This is a genomic window from Aromatoleum evansii (assembly GCF_045689615.1).
Classification (GTDB): domain Bacteria; phylum Pseudomonadota; class Gammaproteobacteria; order Burkholderiales; family Rhodocyclaceae; genus Aromatoleum; species Aromatoleum evansii.
In genome coordinates, this window is record NZ_CP141259.1 from 924,000 (window position 1) to 942,953 (window position 18,954).

General features: G+C 68.9%; 14 protein-coding genes. 5 read left to right on the top strand and 9 right to left on the bottom strand.

From position 1 onward, the window contains the following. Positions 1-517 precede the first annotated feature (517 nt). Entirely contained in the window at positions 518-997 is a 480-nt protein-coding gene (locus U5817_RS04175; RefSeq protein WP_169126466.1) for a winged helix-turn-helix transcriptional regulator, read from the bottom strand. 186 nt (positions 998-1,183) lie between these two features. Between U5817_RS04175 and putA the strand changes: the two genes are divergently transcribed. Then, on the top strand, positions 1,184-4,843 hold the full coding sequence (putA, locus tag U5817_RS04180; RefSeq protein WP_407279812.1) for a trifunctional transcriptional regulator/proline dehydrogenase/L-glutamate gamma-semialdehyde dehydrogenase: 3,660 nt from the start codon (positions 1,184-1,186) through the stop codon (positions 4,841-4,843). A gap of 88 nt (positions 4,844-4,931) precedes the next feature. Further along, positions 4,932-6,698 (top strand): autotransporter assembly complex protein TamA, encoded by a 1,767-nt coding sequence (locus U5817_RS04185; RefSeq protein ID WP_407279813.1) that lies wholly within the window; start codon positions 4,932-4,934, stop codon positions 6,696-6,698. 19 nt (positions 6,699-6,717) lie between these two features. Here the strand turns inward: U5817_RS04185 and U5817_RS04190 are convergent, their stop codons facing one another. The 4 genes from U5817_RS04190 to U5817_RS04205 are packed head-to-tail and all read right to left on the bottom strand — an operon-like array spanning position 6,718 to position 13,915. After that, positions 6,718-8,415, bottom strand: a complete 1,698-nt coding sequence (locus U5817_RS04190) for an EAL domain-containing protein (protein ID WP_169126472.1) — start codon at positions 8,413-8,415, stop codon at positions 6,718-6,720. A 50-nt stretch (positions 8,416-8,465) separates the two neighbouring features. Then, the gene (locus U5817_RS04195) at positions 8,466-9,857 is read right to left on the bottom strand and encodes an HD-GYP domain-containing protein (protein ID WP_407279814.1); all 1,392 of its coding nucleotides are present in this window, start codon (positions 9,855-9,857) and stop codon (positions 8,466-8,468) included. A 6-nt stretch (positions 9,858-9,863) separates the two neighbouring features. Beyond that, entirely contained in the window at positions 9,864-12,458 is a 2,595-nt protein-coding gene (locus U5817_RS04200) for an EAL domain-containing protein (RefSeq protein WP_407279815.1), read from the bottom strand. After that, the gene (locus tag U5817_RS04205; protein ID WP_407279816.1) at positions 12,455-13,915 is read right to left on the bottom strand and encodes an ABC transporter substrate-binding protein; all 1,461 of its coding nucleotides are present in this window, start codon (positions 13,913-13,915) and stop codon (positions 12,455-12,457) included. Before U5817_RS04205 ends, U5817_RS04200 begins: the two co-directional genes overlap by 4 nt. Before the next feature lie 184 nt (positions 13,916-14,099). Between U5817_RS04205 and U5817_RS04210 the strand changes: the two genes are divergently transcribed. Both U5817_RS04210 and U5817_RS04215 read left to right on the top strand, forming a co-directional pair. Then, positions 14,100-14,732 carry an RNA polymerase factor sigma-70 gene (locus U5817_RS04210; protein ID WP_169126480.1) on the top strand — a complete coding sequence of 211 codons (633 nt, stop codon included), beginning with the start codon at positions 14,100-14,102 and terminating at the stop codon, positions 14,730-14,732. After that, positions 14,726-14,917 carry a zf-HC2 domain-containing protein gene (locus U5817_RS04215; protein ID WP_169126481.1) on the top strand — a complete coding sequence of 64 codons (192 nt, stop codon included), beginning with the start codon at positions 14,726-14,728 and terminating at the stop codon, positions 14,915-14,917. The genes U5817_RS04210 and U5817_RS04215 overlap by 7 nt, the downstream gene beginning before the upstream one ends. Before the next feature lie 19 nt (positions 14,918-14,936). On the opposite strand, the gene U5817_RS04220 is transcribed toward U5817_RS04215, so the two are convergent. From U5817_RS04220 to U5817_RS04235, 4 genes are read right to left on the bottom strand one after another with little or no spacing between them, the layout of a single operon-like run. Then, positions 14,937-15,461, bottom strand: a complete 525-nt coding sequence (locus tag U5817_RS04220; RefSeq protein WP_169126483.1) for a DoxX family protein — start codon at positions 15,459-15,461, stop codon at positions 14,937-14,939. Next, positions 15,445-16,236: a DUF2063 domain-containing protein gene (locus U5817_RS04225; protein ID WP_169126485.1), complete on the bottom strand. Its 792-nt coding sequence runs from the start codon at positions 16,234-16,236 to the stop codon at positions 15,445-15,447. Before U5817_RS04225 ends, U5817_RS04220 begins: the two co-directional genes overlap by 17 nt. After that, positions 16,233-17,129: a DUF692 domain-containing protein gene (locus U5817_RS04230; RefSeq protein ID WP_169126487.1), complete on the bottom strand. Its 897-nt coding sequence runs from the start codon at positions 17,127-17,129 to the stop codon at positions 16,233-16,235. The genes U5817_RS04225 and U5817_RS04230 overlap by 4 nt, the downstream gene beginning before the upstream one ends. Positions 17,130-17,159: 30 nt before the next feature. After that, positions 17,160-17,468 carry a DUF2282 domain-containing protein gene (locus tag U5817_RS04235; RefSeq protein ID WP_169126489.1) on the bottom strand — a complete coding sequence of 103 codons (309 nt, stop codon included), beginning with the start codon at positions 17,466-17,468 and terminating at the stop codon, positions 17,160-17,162. 267 nt (positions 17,469-17,735) lie between these two features. Here U5817_RS04235 and U5817_RS04240 point away from each other — a divergent pair, with 267 nt between their 5' ends. Continuing rightward, positions 17,736-18,932, top strand: coding sequence for an amino acid aminotransferase (locus U5817_RS04240; RefSeq protein WP_169126491.1), 1,197 nt, complete (start codon positions 17,736-17,738; stop codon positions 18,930-18,932). The last annotated feature ends 22 nt before the right edge of the window (positions 18,933-18,954 follow it).

Consider the following 18,954-nt stretch of genomic DNA (forward strand, 5'->3'; position numbering starts at 1 on the left):
CTTCCCGGAGCTGCGTGCATTGCGGGAGAGGCGACGCAAACTCGCCGGCTGCGCCGGCTCAGACATGCGTCGCCTTTTTTCTCCCGCAATGCACGCAGCTCCGGCACTCGCGGACAGCCCGGGCCAGAACCCGGACCGCACTCGGGCGGAAAGTCGTCCATCTCCCAGCCTACCAAGGCAGCTCGAACATCTCAGGGCTTCGATAAGCTCGACTCGATCGGTTTTTTGCGTTTAACCGATCACTTAACCCTTACGCAACGACATATCGCTCACATTTCAGGCGGTCCGGTGTCCTCTGCCGGGCTGTCCGTGAGCGCCGGTCCGATGCGGTCTGCGGGGGAAACGAGGCGACGCATGTTTGAGGGCGCAACGCGCCCGAGTTTGCGTCGCCGCCCCCGCAGACTGTATCGGACCGGGAAGCCGAAGGCCGCGAGCGCCTGCCCGGCAGAGGGCACCGGACCGCGGGCTCGTTCAAGTAGGCACCGACCGGACGCTTGTTGATCGGGAACGACGCCCCTCACCCCGGCCGTCGCCCCTCGCCGGTCCGGATCTCTATCGTCTTCTCGTCCTTCACGACTTCCATGACGACGTAGGTGTGCGTCTGCTTGACGCACGGCAGCTCGGAGATCTTTTCGCCCAGCACGCTGCGGTAGGTCTGGATGTCGCGCGTGCGCACCGTCAGCAGGTAGTCGAAATCGCCCGCGATCATCTGGCAGGTCTGGATCTCGGGGATGCGCTGCACCGCCTCGTTGAAGAGCTTCAGTTCGTGTGCGGTCGTCCCGCTCAACAGCACCTGCACGATCACGACGTGCGAGCGGTCCATCGCGACCGGATCCAGGTCGGCGTGGTAGCCACGGATCACGCCGCTTTCCTCCAGCTTGCGCACCCGCTCGGCGCACGGCGTCTTGCTCAGGCCGACGCGGCGCGCGAGCTCAACGAATGACAGGCGGGCATCCTTCTGGAGTTCGGCGAGAATCTTGAGATCTATGCGGTCCATTCCCTTCGCTGCCAGTCTCTTCGTCTAAAAATGATGATTTCGTCAGGAATTATGACTTATTGGAAGCGAATTTCGGAGCCATAAACTACGATTCCGGGTGAAGAATCGGGTTTTCGACGGGCGGGTTCGCCCGTCCGGGCCGGCGGCTGGAGACCCCGCCGGGAATCCTTTGCGGAGTTTTCGCCCATGAGCACCCACAACAATCCTGACCTCCTCGCCGCCATCCCCGCCCAGCCGCGTTCCGAACTGCGCCGGCGCATTTTCGACGCCTATCGCTGCCCCGAACCGCAATGCGTGCCGCCGCTCGTCGACGCCGCCCGCGTTGACGCGACGCTGCAGCGGCGCATCCACGATCTCGCGCGCCAGCTCGTCGTCGGCCTGCGCTCGAAGCGCGCCCGCTCCAGTGGCGTCGATGCGCTGATGAAGGAGTTCTCGCTGTCGAGCCAGGAGGGGGTCGCGCTGATGTGCCTCGCCGAGGCGCTGCTGCGGGTGCCCGACAAGGCCACGGCGGACCGCCTGATCCGCGACAAGCTGTCGCGTGGCGACTGGCGTGCCCACCTCGGGCAGAGCCCCTCGCTGTTCGTGAATGCGGCGACCTGGGGTCTGCTGATCACCGGGCGGCTGGTCGCGACGCGCAGCGAGGAAGGGCTCGCGAGCGCGCTCTCCAAGCTGCTGACGCGCGGCGGCGAGCCGCTGATCCGCAAGGGCATGGATCTCGCGATGCGGCTGCTGGGCGAGCAGTTCGTGACCGGGCGCACGATCGAGGAGGCCCTCGAGCGCGGCGCCGAACGCGAGACGCGCGGCTACCGCTATTCCTTCGACATGCTCGGTGAGGCGGCGATGACCGCAGCCGATGCCGAACGCTATTACAAGGACTACGAGCACGCGATCCACGCGATCGGAAACTCCTCGGCGAAGCGCGGCGTGGTCCAGGGCAACGGCATCTCGGTGAAGCTCTCGGCGCTGCATCCGCGCTACAACTGGGCGCAACGCGACCGTGTGCTCGGCGAGCTGCTGCCGAAACTCAAGCAACTGTGCGTACTGGCACGCGGCTATGACATCGGTCTCAACATCGACGCCGAAGAGGCCGACCGCCTCGACATCTCCCTCGATCTCCTCGAAGCACTGGTCGAGGACCCCGATCTCGGCGGCTGGGACGGCATCGGCTTCGTCGTGCAGGCCTACCAGAAGCGCGCCCCCTTCGCGATCGACTGGATCGTCGATCTCGCCCGCCGCAACGCGCGGCGCCTGATGGTGCGCCTCGTGAAGGGCGCCTACTGGGACGCCGAGATCAAGCGCGCCCAGATCGACGGCCTGGAGGGCTATCCGGTCTATACGCGCAAGGTCTACTCGGACGTATCCTATCTTGCGTGCGCGAAGCAGCTGCTGGCCGCGCGCGACGTGATCTACCCGCAGTTCGCCACCCACAACGCGCACTCGATGGCTTCGGTGATGCACATGGCCGAAGGCGACTACCGCGACGGCGACTACGAGTTCCAGTGCCTGCACGGCATGGGCGAGCCGCTGTACGACCAGATCGTCGGCGACCCCGCGCTGCGCCGCATGGTGCGGATCTATGCGCCCGTGGGCAGCCACGAGACGCTGCTCGCCTATCTGGTCCGTCGCCTGCTCGAGAATGGCGCCAACACCAGCTTCGTGAACCTGATCGTGGACGAGAACGTTCCGGTCGAGGAGCTCGTGCGCGACCCGGTGGCGCTCGCGGAGCCGCTCGCGGGATCGCCGCATCCGCGTATTCCGCTGCCCAAGGACCTGTACGGACAGGGGCGGCGCAATTCGCAGGGCTTCGACCTGTCGAGCGAACCGGTGCGCTCCTCCATCGCCGCAGCGCTCGCGCACGGCCGCAGGCAGCGTCACGCGGCCGGGCCGCTGGTGGCCGGCCTGGTGATCCAGGGTTCGCCGCAGCCGGTGCGCAATCCGGCCGACCTGGAGGACGTCGTCGGGGAAGTCATCGAGGCCGACCTGGCCGAGGTCGAGGCGGCGCTGCGCGCCGCCGAGGCGGCCGCCCACGACTGGGCGGCACGTCTGCCGGTGCAGCGGGCCGAGTGTCTCGAACGCACCGCGGACCTGCTCGAACGCGACGGGCCGGCGCTGATCGCGCTTGCCGTGCGCGAAGCGGGCAAGTCGTGGTCGAACGCCATCGCCGAGCTGCGCGAGGCGGTGGATTTCTGCCGCTACTACGCGCAGCAGGCGCGTGAGCTCGACAATGCCCAGCACCTGCCGCTCGGGCCGGTGCTGTGCATCAGCCCGTGGAACTTCCCGCTGGCGATCTTCGCCGGGCAGGTCGCCGCGGCGCTGGTGGCGGGCAACCCGGTGCTGGCGAAGCCGGCGGAGCAGACGCCGCTGATCGCCGCCTGGGCGGTGCGCCTGTTCCGCGAGGCGGGCGTGCCGGACGCGGTCGTGCAGCTGCTGCCCGGCCGCGGCGAGGTCGTCGGCGCTGCGCTGGTGCGCGATGCGCGCGTGCGCGGCGTGATGTTCACCGGCTCGACCGAGGTCGCGATGATCATCAACCGCACGCTCGCCGAGCGCGGCGGCGATGTGCCGCTGATCGCCGAGACCGGCGGCCAGAACGCGATGATCGTCGATTCGACGGCGCTGCCCGAGCAGGTCGTCGGCGACGTGATCGCGTCGAGCTTCGATTCGGCCGGCCAGCGCTGCTCGGCGCTGCGCGTGCTGTGCCTGCAGGAGGACATCGCGGACCGCGTGATCGAGATGATCGAAGGGGCGGTGCGCGAGCTGACGGTGGGCAACACCGCCGACGTGCGTGCGGACATCGGTCCGGTGATCGACGCCGAGGCGCAGGCCGGGCTGCTCGCGCACATCGAGGCGATGCGCAAGGCCGGCGCGAGGGTGTTCCAGCTGCCCGTGCCCGCGGACTGCGCGAAGGGGACCTACGTGCCGCCGACGATGATCGAGATCCGCTCGCTGTCGCAGCTGCAGCGCGAGGTCTTCGGCCCCGTGCTGCACGTGCTGCGCTTCCCGGCGCAGGAGCTGATGCGCGTCGTGGACGAGGTGAACGCCACCGGCTACGGCCTGACGCTGGGCATCCATTCGCGCATCGACGAGACCATCAACGACGTCGTCGCGCGCGCCCATGTCGGCAACATCTACGTCAATCGCAACATGATCGGCGCGGTCGTCGGCGTGCAGCCCTTCGGCGGCGAGGGACGCTCGGGCACCGGACCGAAAGCGGGCGGCCCGCTGTACCTGCACCGCCTGCTGCGCCGCAGCCCGGGCGCGGAATTCCCGACGGCGAGCGCGGTGCCGGAACGTTTCGAACGCTTCGCCGCGTGGGTCGACGAGGCCGGGCGCGCGCTCGTGGAGGGCGACGACACCATGGCGCTGCGCCTGCGCGCGGAAGCCTACCGCAGTCATCACCTCGCCAACTTGCGGCTCGCGCTCCCCGGGCCGACCGGCGAGGACAACAGCCTGAGCTTCCGGCCGCGCGGCACCGTTGCGGCGGTTGCGGCTTCCATGGCGGGCTACTTCCACCAGCTGATGGCGGCGCTCGCGACCGGCAACGGCCTCGTGCTGGGCGACGACGCGCTCGCGCGCCGGTTCGTCGCCGCGCTGCCGGCGGAGATCGCGCAATGCGTGCGCGTCGACGCGAAATGGTTCGACGGCGAATTCGGGGCGCTGCTGTGCGACGGCGACGAGGGCGCAGCGGACGAATGGCGCGTGCGTCTCGCGCGCCGCGACGGGCCGATCCTGCCGCTGGTGCGTCCGTTGCCCGAGTACGACCTCGGCCGGCTGGTGGCCGAGCGCACGCTCAGCATCAACACCGCGGCGGCCGGCGGCAATGCGAGCCTGATGGCAATGGGCAACTGAGGGGGAACTGAGGGCAACGCAAGGTAACGGCCCGCAACGGCGCTCGCCGGCACGCCCGGGGCGTGGCCATGGCCGGTACAATCCGGCCATGACCGTCCGTCGTGTCCGAGCGTCCGGCGCGCGCGTGCTTGCCGCGCTGTGCCTTGCCGTGCTGCCGCCCCTCGCGGCGGCGCAGCAGGCGCTGCGCGTGCAGCTCGCGGCGCCCGAGAGCGTGCGTCCGCTGCTCGAGCGGCACCTGCGCATCCTTCGCAGCGATCAGACCCTGCCCGCCGAGCGCGCCGACCGCGTGGCGCTCGCTCGTCGCGCGCGGCGCGAAGCGGCCGAGCTGCTTGCGACCGAGGGCTACTTCTCGCCCGAGGTGAAGCTGGAGCGCGAGGACGAAGACGACTGGAAGCTCACCGTCGTGCCCGGCACACCGGCGAAGGTCGTCGCGGTCGACGTGCAGTTCGAGGGGGCGCTGGCGGGCGAGGGCGAGGCGCTCGTGGCGCGGCGCGCGCAGCTGCGCAATGCCTGGGCGCTCGCCGCCGGGCAGGTGTTTCGCCAGTCGGCCTGGGACGACGCCAAGCGGCGCCTGCTCGATGAAGTCTCCTCGCGCGACTACGCGGCCGCGCGGATCGCCGACAGCCGCGCGGAGGTCGATCCGGATGCGGCGACCGTGCGCCTGGCGGTGACTGTCGATTCCGGGCCGCCTTTCTTCCTCGGTCCCATCGAGGTGTCCGGCCTGAAGCATCTCCCGCCCGATCTGGTGGCGCGCTTCAGCCGGCTGCAAGCCGGTCGCCCCTTCAACCAGGACGAGCTGCTGGCGCTGCAGGGGACGCTGCAGAACGTCCCGCAGTTCGCATCCGTGGTGGTCGACATCGAGCGCGACCCGGCGCTCGCCGCAGCAGTGCCGGTGCGCGTGCAGGTCTCCGAGGCGCGTTCGCGCCAGCTCGGCTTCGGCGCCGGCTATTCGAGCAATACCGGCTTTCGTGGCGAGATCAGCTGGCGCGACGTGAACCTCTTCGGTCGCGGCTGGGAGCTTGCCAGCGCGCTGCGCCTGGAGCAGCTGCGCCAGTCGCTGTTTGCCGACGTGTTCCTGCCGCCGGCGCCGGAGGGCCATCGCGACAGCGTCGGCGCGGCGGCCGAGCGCAGTACCGTGGAGGGGCTCACGCTGACCACCCAGGCGGTGGGCGTGGCGCGCACGAACACCCGCGCGCTGGCCGGCGGCACCATAGACACGCGGGTCGCGCTGCGCCTGCAGCAGGAGGAGCGCAAGCTCGACGGCGGCGATACGACCCGGCACAAGGCGCTGACGCTGAACTGGTCGTGGACGCGGCGCATGGTCGATGATGCGCTCGATCCGCGCCGCGGCGACGTGCTGCAGCTCGAGATCGGCGGCGGTTCGCGTGCCCTGCTATCGGACCAGAACTTCGTGCGCCTGTACGGCCGTTATGTGCGCTACATGCCGGTGGCCGCGCGCGACGTGCTGATCCTGCGTGCGGAGGGTGGCGCGACGCTGGCCAAGAGCCGCGACGGCGTGCCGCAGGATTTCCTCTTCCGCACCGGCGGCACGCAGACGGTGCGCGGCTATGCCTACCAGAGCCTCGGCGTGCAGGAGGCGGACGCGATCGTCGGCGGGCGCTACCTCGCGGCAGCGAGCGCCGAGTACGTGCACTGGTTCAAGCCGCAATGGGGTGTGGCGGCCTTCGTCGATGCGGGCGATGCGGCGGATGATCGCGACATCTTCGAGCTGAAGAAGGGCTACGGCGTCGGTGCGCGCTGGAAGAGTCCAGCCGGCCCGCTCGCGCTCGACCTCGCCTGGGGGCAGGCCGAGCAGCGTCTGCGCCTGCACTTCGGCATCGCGATCGCGTTCTGACGGCGGACGCTGCGCGGCCTCACTCCCCGTTGCGCGCCTTCACCCAGGGTGTGAAATCCGACGCCGGCATCGCGCGGGCGTACAGGAAACCCTGCGCGAGGTCGCAGCCCATGCGCTGGAGTTCGTCGGCGGTCGATTGGTCCTCGACCCCTTCGGCCACCACGCGCATCCCGAAACCGTGCGCGAGCGCCTGCACCGTCGCGACGATCGCGTGGTCGCGGCTCGAGTTCAGCATGTCGCGCACGAAGAGCTGGTCGATCTTGAGCTCGCTGACCGGCAGGTCGCGCATGTAGGCGAAGGAGGAAAACCCCGTCCCGAAGTCGTCCAGCGACACGCCGCAGCCGAGCGCACGCAGTCCCTGGATCACGCGCGCGGCGCTGTCGCGGTCCGAGATGAGAGCGCCCTCGGTCACCTCGAGGACCAGGTTGGGCGCGGGCACGCGCCAGGTTGCCAGGGCCTGGGCGACCAGGTGGGGTAGATCCTCGTCGTGCAGGTCTTCGGCGACGAGGTTGAGCGCCACGGGGATGTCGATGCCCTGCGCATCGAGTTCCGATAGGATGCGCACCGTCTGGCCGAGGATCCAGCGCGACAGGTCGGGCATCAGCCCCAGGCGGCAGGCGATGTCGATGATCTTCGGCGGGGATACCCATTCGCCGTCCTCGCGCTGCCAGCGCAGCAGCGCCTCGGCGCCCGCGCAGCGGCCGGTGGCGAGATGGATCTGCGGCTGCAGCCAGACCTGGAACGGCGGATGCGCGATGGTGCGCGCGATGTCGCGCTCGAGGTCGAGCTCGTGTTCCATGCGCGCGATCATGTCTGCGTGGAAGCACACGACCGGCATGTCGGCGCGGATCGCGCGCAGCAGTGCGGCGCGGGCGGCGTGCTCCAGATCGTGGGCCGTATCGCCGTCTTCGGGGGCGCATGCGGTGCCCGCATGGATCGCGCCGCGCAGATGCGGGATGCCGTGTTCGGGCGAGCGCTCGCAGATCTCGATCAGCTTGCGCGCGGCCAGCTGCACCTGGCCGGTGCTGCGCAGCTCGGGCATGATCAGCGCCCATTCCTGGTCCGCGATCGAGCACAGCATGTCGACCGGGCGCAGCGCGCTGCTCATCGCATCGCTGAGCTGCCTGCGCAGCCGGTCGCGTTGGGCACTGAGCTGTTGCGGGCTTCCCGCGCCCCAGGTGACGTGCAGCAGCAGCAGCCCGACCGGTTTCCGTTCCGCCTGATTCATCCAGCGCTCGAGCGTGTGCACGAACTGCGTGCGCGTGGGCAGGCCGGTGAGCAGGTCGACGCCCTCGCCGGCCGCCAGGCGCTGGTCCACGCGTGCCAGCGCGGCCGTCGCCAGCGTTGCGTGCACCGCCTGCGCGAGCTTCGCGGCGGCGACGATGATGTCGCAGTCCGCACTCCCTGGGGGCTTGCCGTCGACACGCAGCGAGGCGCGTACCGCTTCGATCAGGCAGGCGCAGGCGGTGGCCGGCAGGGTCGGCGGGCTGCCGTGCTGCTGACAGTCGAGCCAGGTCGCGGTGAGCGCGTCGAGCCATTCGTGCGTACCCCACTGCGGCCGGTCCAGGAGTCGCGCATACAGCACGGTATCGGCGGGCGCAGGCGGATGGACGTTGCTGTGCGCGAGGCTCGCGGCAAACGCGGTGTCGAGCGCGCCGGCAGGGACGGTGAGCGCGAACGCCCGCAGGGCCGCTGCATCGGCCGCGGAATAGGCCACCGCCGTGAGTGCATCGGCGGCTCGGCTCTGGGGGGCGGGCTGGGTCGCGTTCAGGATAGGTAGAACTCCGACGAGTTGATGCCGTAGGCGCCGCTGGGCAGTGCGCGCAGGATGCGGTAGGGCTCGCCGGCCGGGGTCAGCGGCGAATAGAGCAGGTCCAGTGTCGGTGGGTGGCGGTTGGGCGTCTTGTCGGCGCACAGCAGCACCAGCACTCGCGGCTGCATGCGCCGCACGCGGTTCTGTGCGATGACGACGGCCACTTCGCCGGAATTGAGTTCGACCAGCGTGCCGGCCGGATAGAGGCCGATGCACTGGATGAAGCCATCGACGACGTTGCCCGAGAATCGCGTCTCGCGCTGCCGCACCAGCGCTTCGAGCGCGCGCTGGGTGCTCAGCGGTTCGTCGTAGGCACGTTTGCTCGTCATCGCGCAGAAGGTATCGACGAGGCCGGCCATTTCGGCGCGCAGGCCGATGGCCGCGCCGCGCAGCCCGTCGGGATAGCCCGAGCCGTCGATGCGTTCGTGGTGGCGGCTGACGATCTCGATCAGGCCGGGCATGGGGTTCGGATCCTGGCGGATGATCTCGATCGAGAAGTCGACGTGCGACTTGGCGATCTCCATCTCGAGCCGGCTCAGGCGCCCGGCCTTCTGCAGCACGCGCTCGGGCAGGCGGATCTTGCCGATGTCCTGCATCATGCCGGCCACGCCCAGCACGGTCGCGCCGTCTTCGGAAAAGCCCATGCAGTGGGCGAACACCAGCAGGTGCACGGTCACGTCGAGCGCGTGGTGGTAGCTGTAGCGGTCGTACTGCTTGAGCCGGATCAGCCACAGCAGGGCGTCGGGGTTGCGTTTGACGCTCTGCAGCATGTCGTCGACGCTCTCGGTCACCTGGACGATGTCCGGCTTGCGGTTCTCGCGCACGTCCGCGATGACTTGCTCGAACACCGCTTCGGCCTCGGCCATCACGGGAGATGCGCGGACCAGCTCGCGTTCGACGGATTGGGTTTCGGGCCGGTCGGCAAGCGCCTCGCCGGCGAGCCGGCGTGCGGCGGCTGCGTCGAGGCCGCCCTTGCGTACGATCGCAAGCGCTTCCATGAAGCCCAGCTGGTTTCCGCCGGCACCGGCATCGCTCACCGCCCGGCCTGCGGCAGCGTGGCGGGGTTGCGGCATGCCCGCATCTTCCTGCGGCGGGGCATAGTGCTCCCCGATCGAGCGGCTGCGGTCGATGTAGATGAAGCGGCAGCATTCGCCCAGCTGCTCGAGCGTCCTGGCGTCGTCGATCAGGAAACCCTGCATCAGGAATGGCGTGCCGATCCACGGGCGGTCGAGCTCGACGACGAACATGCCCAGGCGCGCGTCGGTCGCCGCGATCAGCTCCCTCCGCCCGCCCGGTTTGCCCTCTGCTTCCGGTCTACCCGATCCCGTTGCGCCGCCCTTGCCCATGTCCTCTCATGATTTCGATGCTCGACGGATAGGATTGTGCACCCAATCTGCAACAAAATCTTCAGGCGGGATGGGTGGGCCGAAAAGATATCCCTGCAGCACGTCCGATTCCTGATGGGCGAGGAAACGGGACTGCACCTCGGTTTCGACCCCCTCCGCGACCACGCGCAGGCCCAGCGCGCGTGCCATGCGGATCGCCGCGACCACCAGTGCGCAGTCCTCGGCGTCTTCGGAGAGGTCGCGGATGAAGCTGCGGTCGATCTTGATCGTATGGAAGGGGAAGGCGCGCAGGGAGCTCAGCGACGAGTAGCCGGTGCCGAAGTCGTCGAGGGCGACGGTGACGCCGATCTTCTCGAGTGCGAGCATCGCCTCGCGCACCTCGGCCGGGTTGCGGATCAGCAGGCCCTCGGTGACCTCGATCTCGAGCTGGTTGCGCGGAATCGCGTGGCGATCGACGCAGGCCCGGATGGTGTCCACGAGGCCGGGGGCGGCGAACTGGCGCGGCGAGACGTTCACCGCGATCACGAACTCGCCGTCGCAGGCCTCGCGCCAGCGTGCCGCGTGGGCACAGGCCTCGTCCAGCACCCAGTTGCCGATGGTGACGATCAGGCCGCTCTGTTCGGCGATGGGGATGAAGCGATCCGGCGGCACGCGCCCGAGCACCGGATGATTCCAGCGCAGCAGCGCCTCCGCGCCGACCAGGCGACAGTCGCGCGCGGCCACCAGCGGCTGGAAATGCACCTGCAGTTCCCCGCGCTCCAGCGCGCCGCGCAGCTCGCGCTCCATCTCCATGCGCGCGACCGAGTCGTCGTGGATCTTCTGGTTGAAGAAGCGGAAGGTGTTGCGGCCCGCGTCCTTGGCTTCGTACATCGCCAGGTCGGCATTGCGCAGCAGCACGGACGGGTCGTTGCCGTCGTCGGGGAAGAGCGAGACGCCGATGCTGGGCGAGGCCGCGAACTCGCGCCCCTCGATCTCGAAGGGCGGTGTGAAGGCCTGGATGATCTTGGCGGCGACCGCATCGGCGTCGCTCGCCTGCGCGATGCCCAGGATGATCAGGAATTCGTCGCCGCCCAGGCGCGCGACGGTGTCCTCGGCGCGGATCACCGAGCGCAGGCGCACGGACGCCTGGCACAGCAGCTCGTCGCCGGCGACGTGGCCGAGCGTGTCGTTGATCTGCTTGAAGTTGTCGAGGTCGATGAACATCACGGCGCACATCGTGCCTTCGCGCGCCGCGCGCCCGGTCGCCTGTTGCAGTCGGTCGAGCGCCAGCGTGCGGTTCGGCAGCGCGGTGAGGCTGTCGTAGTACGCCTGGTAGGCGACCTTCTCTTCCTGCGTGCGCCGTTCGGTGATGTCCTCGCGCATCAGCAGGAGGTGCTCGGGCCGCCCCTGCTCGGTGCGCATCGTGACCAGGCGCAGGTGCTCCCAGTATTCGCTGCCGTCTGGGCGGCGGCTGCGCCGTTCGCCGTCCCAGTCCCGGGCGGCCAGCAGGGCGGCGCGGAATTCGGCGTCGACTTCCCGGCTGCGTTCGGGGTCGGCCGCCTCAGGCAGCGCGCTTGCCAGTTGCGTGTCCGCCGGACGGCCGGTGACCCGCACATAGGCCGCATTGGCATACTCCACGCGCCGGTCCGCGCTCGCGATCAGCACCCCGATGGGGTTCTGTTCGACTGCCTGCGACAGCATCCACAGCCGCGCATTGGCGGTCGCCAGCGCCTGTGTGCGCTGCGCCACGCGATCCTCGAGTTCCTCCTGGGCGGCGCGCAGGCTCCGTTCGCGCGACACGACGATCTCCTGCATCGCATTGAACGCCTGGCCCAGGTCGCTGATCTCGTCGTCACCGGAGATCGCGATCGGCGTGCGGTGTTCGCCCGCTGCAAGTCGGCTCGCGGCATCGCGCACCGTGCGCAGCCGCCGCGAGAGCGAGCGCGCGAACACGACCAGGCCGGCCGCGAGGAACAGGAAACCGCCCAGCGACAGCATGAGGAAGAAGCGTTGCTGCCGCTGCTGCTCTTCACGCGCCTGCCGGTAGGCTTCGGTTGCGGCCTGCTCGGTCGTGCTCACGAGTTCACGCAGGATCGACGAGATCGCCGCGTGCGCGGTGCGCGTGCGCGTGCTGGTGATCGCTTCGGCCGCTGCAAGATCCATCTTGCCCGCGAGATGGATGACTTCCTGCAAGTCGCCGCGGTAGTTCGCCCAGTGCCTTTCCAGCCGGCGCGCGTCGTCCGGACGGGTGGAGGCGAGCACGGCGAGGAAGGGCGCCAGCTCTGCCGTCATCGCCTCGATTTCCACCTGCATGCGTTCGGCGTACTGCGGGAGCGCAAACACGTCGCGCACCGTGGGCAGTTCGAGCTCCAGCGTGCGCAGTTCGTGGCTGCGCGTCTGCAGGCGATGGGTCGCGGCGAGCGGCTGCACCTGGCGGATGACGGTGTTCTCGAGCCTCTGCTTCGCATCCTCGAGCACGCGGTTGCCGATGACCAGGATGGCGGCCACGAGCAGCCCGCCCAGCGCGAACATGATGGAAAGGCGTACCAGCAGGGACTGGCGGAAGGGGCTTCGGCGGACTGCTGTGGCGGCGGCGGGGGAGGGTGAGTGCGGCAGATTCATTGGCGCTTACCGAACTGGCGACGGAACTCCGCCCACTGCCGGATCTGCTCCGCGCGGCCGAGCTTCTCCGTGATCTGTTCCCACTCTGTAGCGGTGCGGCTCATCGCCTCCTGCGCGCCGATCTCGCCGCGGGCGGCGGCCGTGAGGTTGCGGTCGAGCGCAGCGAGATACAGCGCATCGCCGCGCAGCCCGGTGCCGGCCGGCTGCGTCACGGCCCATTCCGCGCCGAAGGTCTCGAGGGTCTCCGGTGTGTAGATCTTGCGGACGCGCGCGTCGCGCAGGTGATTCCAGCGATACGGGTCGGCGAATCCGCCCGCCACGCCGATCGAGCGCGTCGATACGTCGGGGTCGGTCAGCCACATCGCATACAGGAAGGCGAGGCGCGCATTGCGGGCCGATCTCGGAATCACGAGGTTGTTGCCGTAGATCAGTGTGTTTTGCCGCACGATGCGGTTGTCCACGCGTGTGCCGGGCAGGGAAACAGCCACGAACTTACCGCGCACCGTCGAACCTTCGGAGTTGAACATGCGTGCGCCGGCGATGGTGTTCAGCGTCGCGAACGCCTTGCCCTGGGCAAACAGTGGCAAGGTGAAGTTGTAGTTGCGCCCCGGATCCGTGATGCCCGGCGGCGAGTATTTCACCAGCGCGACGTAGCTTTCGGTTGCGGCGACGGCGCCGGGGGTGGTCAGGCGCGGCCGCATCTGCTCGTCGAACAGTTCCGCGTGCGGCGCGGCCGAAGACAGGAAGCGCGGCATCCAGTTCATCCACGCCCCTTCCTCGTCGCGCTCCTCGGCCACGCCGTAAAGGCCCTGCGCCGGGCGGTGGAAGAAGCGCACCAGCTCCTCGTACTCGGCCCAGGTCTTCGGTACCGCGAGCGGACGCCCATATGCCTTGCGGAAAGCGGCCTGCTCCTGCGCGTCGTCCATCAGGTCGCGCCGCAGGTAGAGCAGCACCACGTCCCCGTCTGCCGGAATGGCGACGGTGCGCTCGCCCACCCGCGACTGCAGTTCCGGTCGGATGTAGCCGTCGTTGGCGTTGTCGTCGAAGCGATAGCCGTATTCGGCCATGAACGGCCCGACTTCCGTGATCAGCCCGTCGGCCAGCAGGTCCGGGTACTCGTGGTTGCGCGCCACAGCGATGTCGATGTCGGGCGTGCTGCGCAGCGTCTCGCGGATCGGCTGCTGCGGCACGATGAGCACGTCGAGCACGATGCCGGTCAGGCTTTCCCATTCCTTCTGCAAGGCCAGGTCGTTGCCGAGGAAGGCGTTCATGTTGCCCTGCTTGAATCCCAGGGTGAGCCGCGAACCCGCCGGCACCTCGCCCGACGCGATCAGCTTGCGCACCGCGGCGACGGCCTTGAAAGCCTGCTCGCCGGCCGATGCCGCGGGCGCGACGAGCACTGCGCTTGCGCACAGGGCGGCGGCGAACAGCGGAACAAGGATTTTTCTCGATGGCATCGCTGGTTGCATCCGTTCGTTTGGCTATCACCTAAGGCGTACTCGCGCTATTGTCACACAAAGTTACCGATTTCATGTCGTAGGGATGTTTGCAGGCGCCGTGGCGGCTCCCGGTGGCGTGCGCTATCGTGAGTGGAATGCCCTCTTGACGGGCATCGCGGAGCCCGATGCAGGAGAGCCTTGCATGAGCGGAACGACATTCACCGGAGACCATGCTGCAGATCCGTCCTCGGCTTGGGTATTGCGCGACGAGTCCTTTCTCGCCGCGCTGCGCGGCCAGATGTTGCGCTTCGCCTCCTTGCAGCTGTCTGACTCGCAACTCGCCGAGGATGCGGTGCAGGAGGCGCTGATCGGCGCGCTGCGCAACGCGGAATCGTTTTCCGGTCAGGCTGCGTTGAAGACCTGGGTGTTCGCCATTCTCAGGCACAAGATCGCGGACATCCTGCGCCAGCGCATGCGGCTCGTGGACGCTTCCAGCCTGCTGCGCGAGGAAGAGGAGGACGAGGATTTTTCCGTGCTGTTCGACCGCAGTGGTCACTGGCAGGTCGATGAACGTCCCGCCGCGTGGGGGAATCCGCACGAATCCCTGCGCGAACGCGAGTTCTGGCAGGTGTTCGAGGTCTGCCTGGAGAACCTCCCGGCCAATCAGGCGCGGGTGTTCATGATGCGCGAGTTTGTCGAACTCGAATCGGACGAGATCTGCGCGGCGGTCGGGGTGAGCGTGAGCAATCTCAACGTGATGTTGTACCGTGCCCGCGTGCGCCTGCGCGAATGCCTCGAAAACCGCTGGTTCCTCGACGGAGAGCGAGCATGCTGAACTGCAGAGAAGCAACGCGCCTGTATTCCGAGGCACGGGAGCGCGAGCTGACCTTCAAGGAGCGGGCGCTGCTGCGCATGCACATCGCGATGTGCTCGGGCTGCCGCAATTTCGGCGAGCAGATGGCGTTCCTGCGCGACGCGATGCGCGCCTACGCGAAAGGGCGCGACGAGAAAGACAAGTAGCCCTTGCGCGCGGGGTCCTTCAGCGACGGCTGCAGCGCTGCGCGATCCAGTGGTCGAGCGAGATTCGGCCCGGGCCATGCGCCATAAGGTACAGCAACACCGCCGCCCAAGTGCCGTGGGTGGGGTAGGCGTCCGGATAGACGAAGAGCTGGATCGTCAGCGTCATCACGAGCAGCGCCGCGGCGCTCAGGCGCGTCGCCAGACCGACGAGAAGCAGCAGCGGAAAGACGTGCTCCGCCGTGGCGGCCAGCGGTGCGGCGATCTCCGGCGGGATCAGCGGCAGGCGGTACTCCTCGCGGAAGAGGAACAGCGCGTCGTCGGACAGGCGCGGCAGGCCGAGCCGGAATTCGCCGCTGACGAGGTCGATCGCCAGTCCCTCGATCTTCGTCTGGCCGGATTTCCAGAACACCGCGGCGATCGAGAAGCGGGCGACGAAGGCGATCAGCGAGTCCGGAATGCGCGACAGCAGCGCGAGCGCGCGATGCAGGACTTGCGGGGCGATCCGTCCGTTCCGATGCGGAAGGGTCTCAGGTATGGAGCTCATTATCTTGTCCTCCGGGTCCGGAATCGATCGCGACGATCATCTGCCGGTGCAGCAGCGTCGCGAAGGCCAGGGCGAGGTCGAAGCCGCCGTCGACGGACTGCCCGGCCTGCGCGGCAGCGGCCAGGTGCTCGCCCCGCTTCAGCGCAGCGATGAAGGCGGCGCCCGCGTGCGGCAGCCCTACCGTCGCGACTTCGAAGCCGCTACGCACGATCAGCACGGCCTCCGGCCGGCACGGATCCACCGCCGACGGATCGCGATCGTCCTGATGGGCTTCCCACAGCGAATGCACCGCCCACGACGAGCGCAGGATGGCGGCCGACGGGTGGCAGCGCAGGCGCAGTCCGGGCAGGCGCCCGGGGTCGGCAAGCAGGGCCGCGATCGCCGCTGCCGGCAGCGGCTCGGCATCGGCTGCGTGGTAGGCCTCGACGCGCAGCATCTCCAGCCGCGCGAGGTCGGCCAGCCAGGGCACGCACGCGGCGGGCGCGAAAGCCGCGACGAAATCGGCGAAACCGCGGCCATGGAAGCTCAGCAGCGGCGAGCGCGGCGGGTGCGCGAAGACGAATTCGCGCGCCATCGCGCGGAAGAATGCATCTCCCACCGTGGCGAGCGTCACCGGAAAGGTGTCCGCCAGCGCATCGACCAGCGATACGACGACGTTGTTGCGATACACCGCGAACCGTGAGGCGGGGTCGGACCCGTTCCAGGCGACGAGGCCGGCGGGGCAGGGGTGTGCCGGGTCGAGCAGCGCCGCGGCGAAGTCGGCTTGCGTGTTCATGCCGCCAACTCCGGGGGCAGCGCGGTGCGCAAGGCGCTCAACCGGCGCTCGGCCAGCTTCGCCTCGGCGAGCAGCACCGCGAAGGGCGGGATGTCGTTGTCGCGCTCGATCAGCGTCGGCTGCGCACCGACGCGTTCCAGCGCGGCGTCGTACAGCGCCCACACCGCCTGCGCCACCGGAGCCCCGTGGCTGTCGATCAGCAGTGGTGCGCCGGCTGCGTCCTGCTGCATCGCGAAACCGGCGAGGTGGATCTCGCCCACCGCGTCGAGTGGAAGCGCGTCGAGACAGGCGAGCGCGTCGCGGCCGTGGTTCACGCAGCTCACATGGAGGTTGTTCACGTCGAGCAGCAGCCCGCAGCCCGTGCGCCGCACCACCTCGGCAATGAAGTCGCCCTCCGCCCAGCTCGACGCCGCGAACTCCACGTAGGTCGCGGGATTCTCCAGCAGCATGCGGCGGCCGAGGTGCTCCTGCACCGCGTCGACGTGTTCGCATACGCGCCGCAGCGTCTCGCCCGTGTAGGGCAGGGGCAGCAGGTCGTAGAGGAACACGCCGCCGTGGCTCGCCCACGCCAGGTGCTCCGAGAACGACTGCGGTTCGTAGCGCCGCAGCAGCGCCGCGAGGCGCTCCAGATGGGCGTCGTCGAGCGGGCCGGTGCCGCCGATCGACAGGCCCACGCCGTGCAGCGACAGCGGATAGTGCTCGCGGATGCGCGTCAGCGCATGGTGGAAGGGGCCGCCCGGCACCATGTAGTTCTCCGCATGCACCTCGAAGAACCCGAGGTCGGGCAGCGTCGCGAGGATCTCCCCGAAGTGCGCGGGCTTCAGGCCCAGGCCCGCGCGGGCGGGCAGGGCAGTGGCCTGCACGGACGAAGGCCGTGCGTTCATGGTCGTCATGCCGGACGCTCCCCTGTCATGCAGCCGCGCTCAGCTCTTCTTTTCCTTGAAGGCCATCATCTGGCCGAAGCCGGTCGGCGAAGTCTGCGACATCGTTTTTTCGCACGTGCCCTTCGGCACCAGCGACCACGCATTGCCCTGGTGATCCATCTTCGACGTCCCGGCGCAGCTCGTGCCGGGGCCGGCGGCGCAGTCGTTCTTGCCCTTCATCGCGACGCCGAAGCACTTCTCCTTGTCGGCCGGCGGATCGGCGGCGAGCGCGGACGACATCGACAGAGCGCTACCCAGCGCGAGAGCGAGGGCGGCGGCGGAAACCTTGTGGAGGGTTGTGGCGGACATGTTCGTCTCCTTGGTTCGGTTGGGGAAACACGCGGATCGGTTGATCGTCGTGTTGCTTCCGTAGTCGCGCGAACCCGTCCGTTTCTTACACCGCGCGCGAAAATATTTTTCCGGCCGACTGCGCTCGCCGTTCGACATCGCCAGGGCCTCCGACGCGCCGAGCCGATCGGATACACTCCCGTAACTGCTGCCCGCGCGCGCCGTGTCATTTCTCCGGCGCCGCCAGCGACCATACAACCCGACCGATCACCGCGGAGCTGCCTGCCCATGTTCGAACACGTCGACGCCTACCCCGGCGACCCCATCCTCACCCTCGTCGAAACCTTCATGCAGGATCCGCGCGCGCAGAAGGTCAACCTCGGCATCGGCCTGTACTACGACGAGGAAGGCCGCATCCCGCTGCTCGGCTCCGTGCGCAAGGCCGAGGTCGCGCTCGCCGCGACGCCGCTGCCGCGCTCCTACCTGCCCATGGAAGGCGCGACCGACTATCGCGCCGCCGTGCAGCGCCTGCTGTTCGGCCCGGAACACGCCGCGCTCAAGGCGGGGCGCATCGCCACGATTCAGACCATCGGCGGCTCGGGCGCGCTCAAGGTCGGCGCCGATCTCCTCAAGCGCTACTTCCCGGCGAGCGAGGTGTGGGTCAGCGATCCGACCTGGGACAACCACCGCTCGATCTTCGAGGGCGCCGGCATCGCCGTGAATGACTACCCCTACTACGATGCGGCCACGGGCGGCGTGCGCTTCGCCGACATGCTCGCGACGCTCAAGACCCTGCCCGCGCGCAGCATCGTCCTGCTGCACCCGTGCTGCCACAACCCGACCGGCGTCGACCTGTCGCAGGAGCAGTGGCGCGAGGTCATCGTGGTGGCGAAGGAACGCAATCTCATCCCCTTCCTCGACATCGCCTACCAGGGCTTCGGCGACAGCCTCGACGACGACGCCTTCGCGATCCGCGCGTTGGCGGATGCCGGCGTGAGCTTCCTCGTCAGCAATTCCTTCTCCAAGAACCTGTCGTTCTACGGCGAACGCTGCGGCGGCCTGTCCATCGTGTGCAAGGACGCCGAGGAAGCCGCGCGCGTGCTCGGCCAGATGAAGTTCACCGTGCGCCGCAACTACTCCAGCCCGCCCTTCCACGGCGGGCGCGTCACCGCGATGGTGATGGACGACCCCGCGCTGTATGGGGAATGGACCGGCGAGGTGGACGCGATGCGCGACCGCATCCGTGCGATGCGCCAGAAGCTGCATGAAGTGATTAGCGCACGCGTGCCCGGGCGCGATTTCAGCTACTTCATCAAGCAGCGCGGCATGTTCAGCTACACCGGCCTCAGCCCCGCGCAGGTCGACCGCCTGCGCGAGGAGTTCGCCGTGTACCTCGTGCGCTCGGGCCGCATGTGCGTTGCCGGCCTCAACACGCGCAACGTCGAATACGTCGCCGAGGCGATGGCCGCGGTCCTCAAGGACTGAGGCCGTAGCGCGCCGCCCCCCG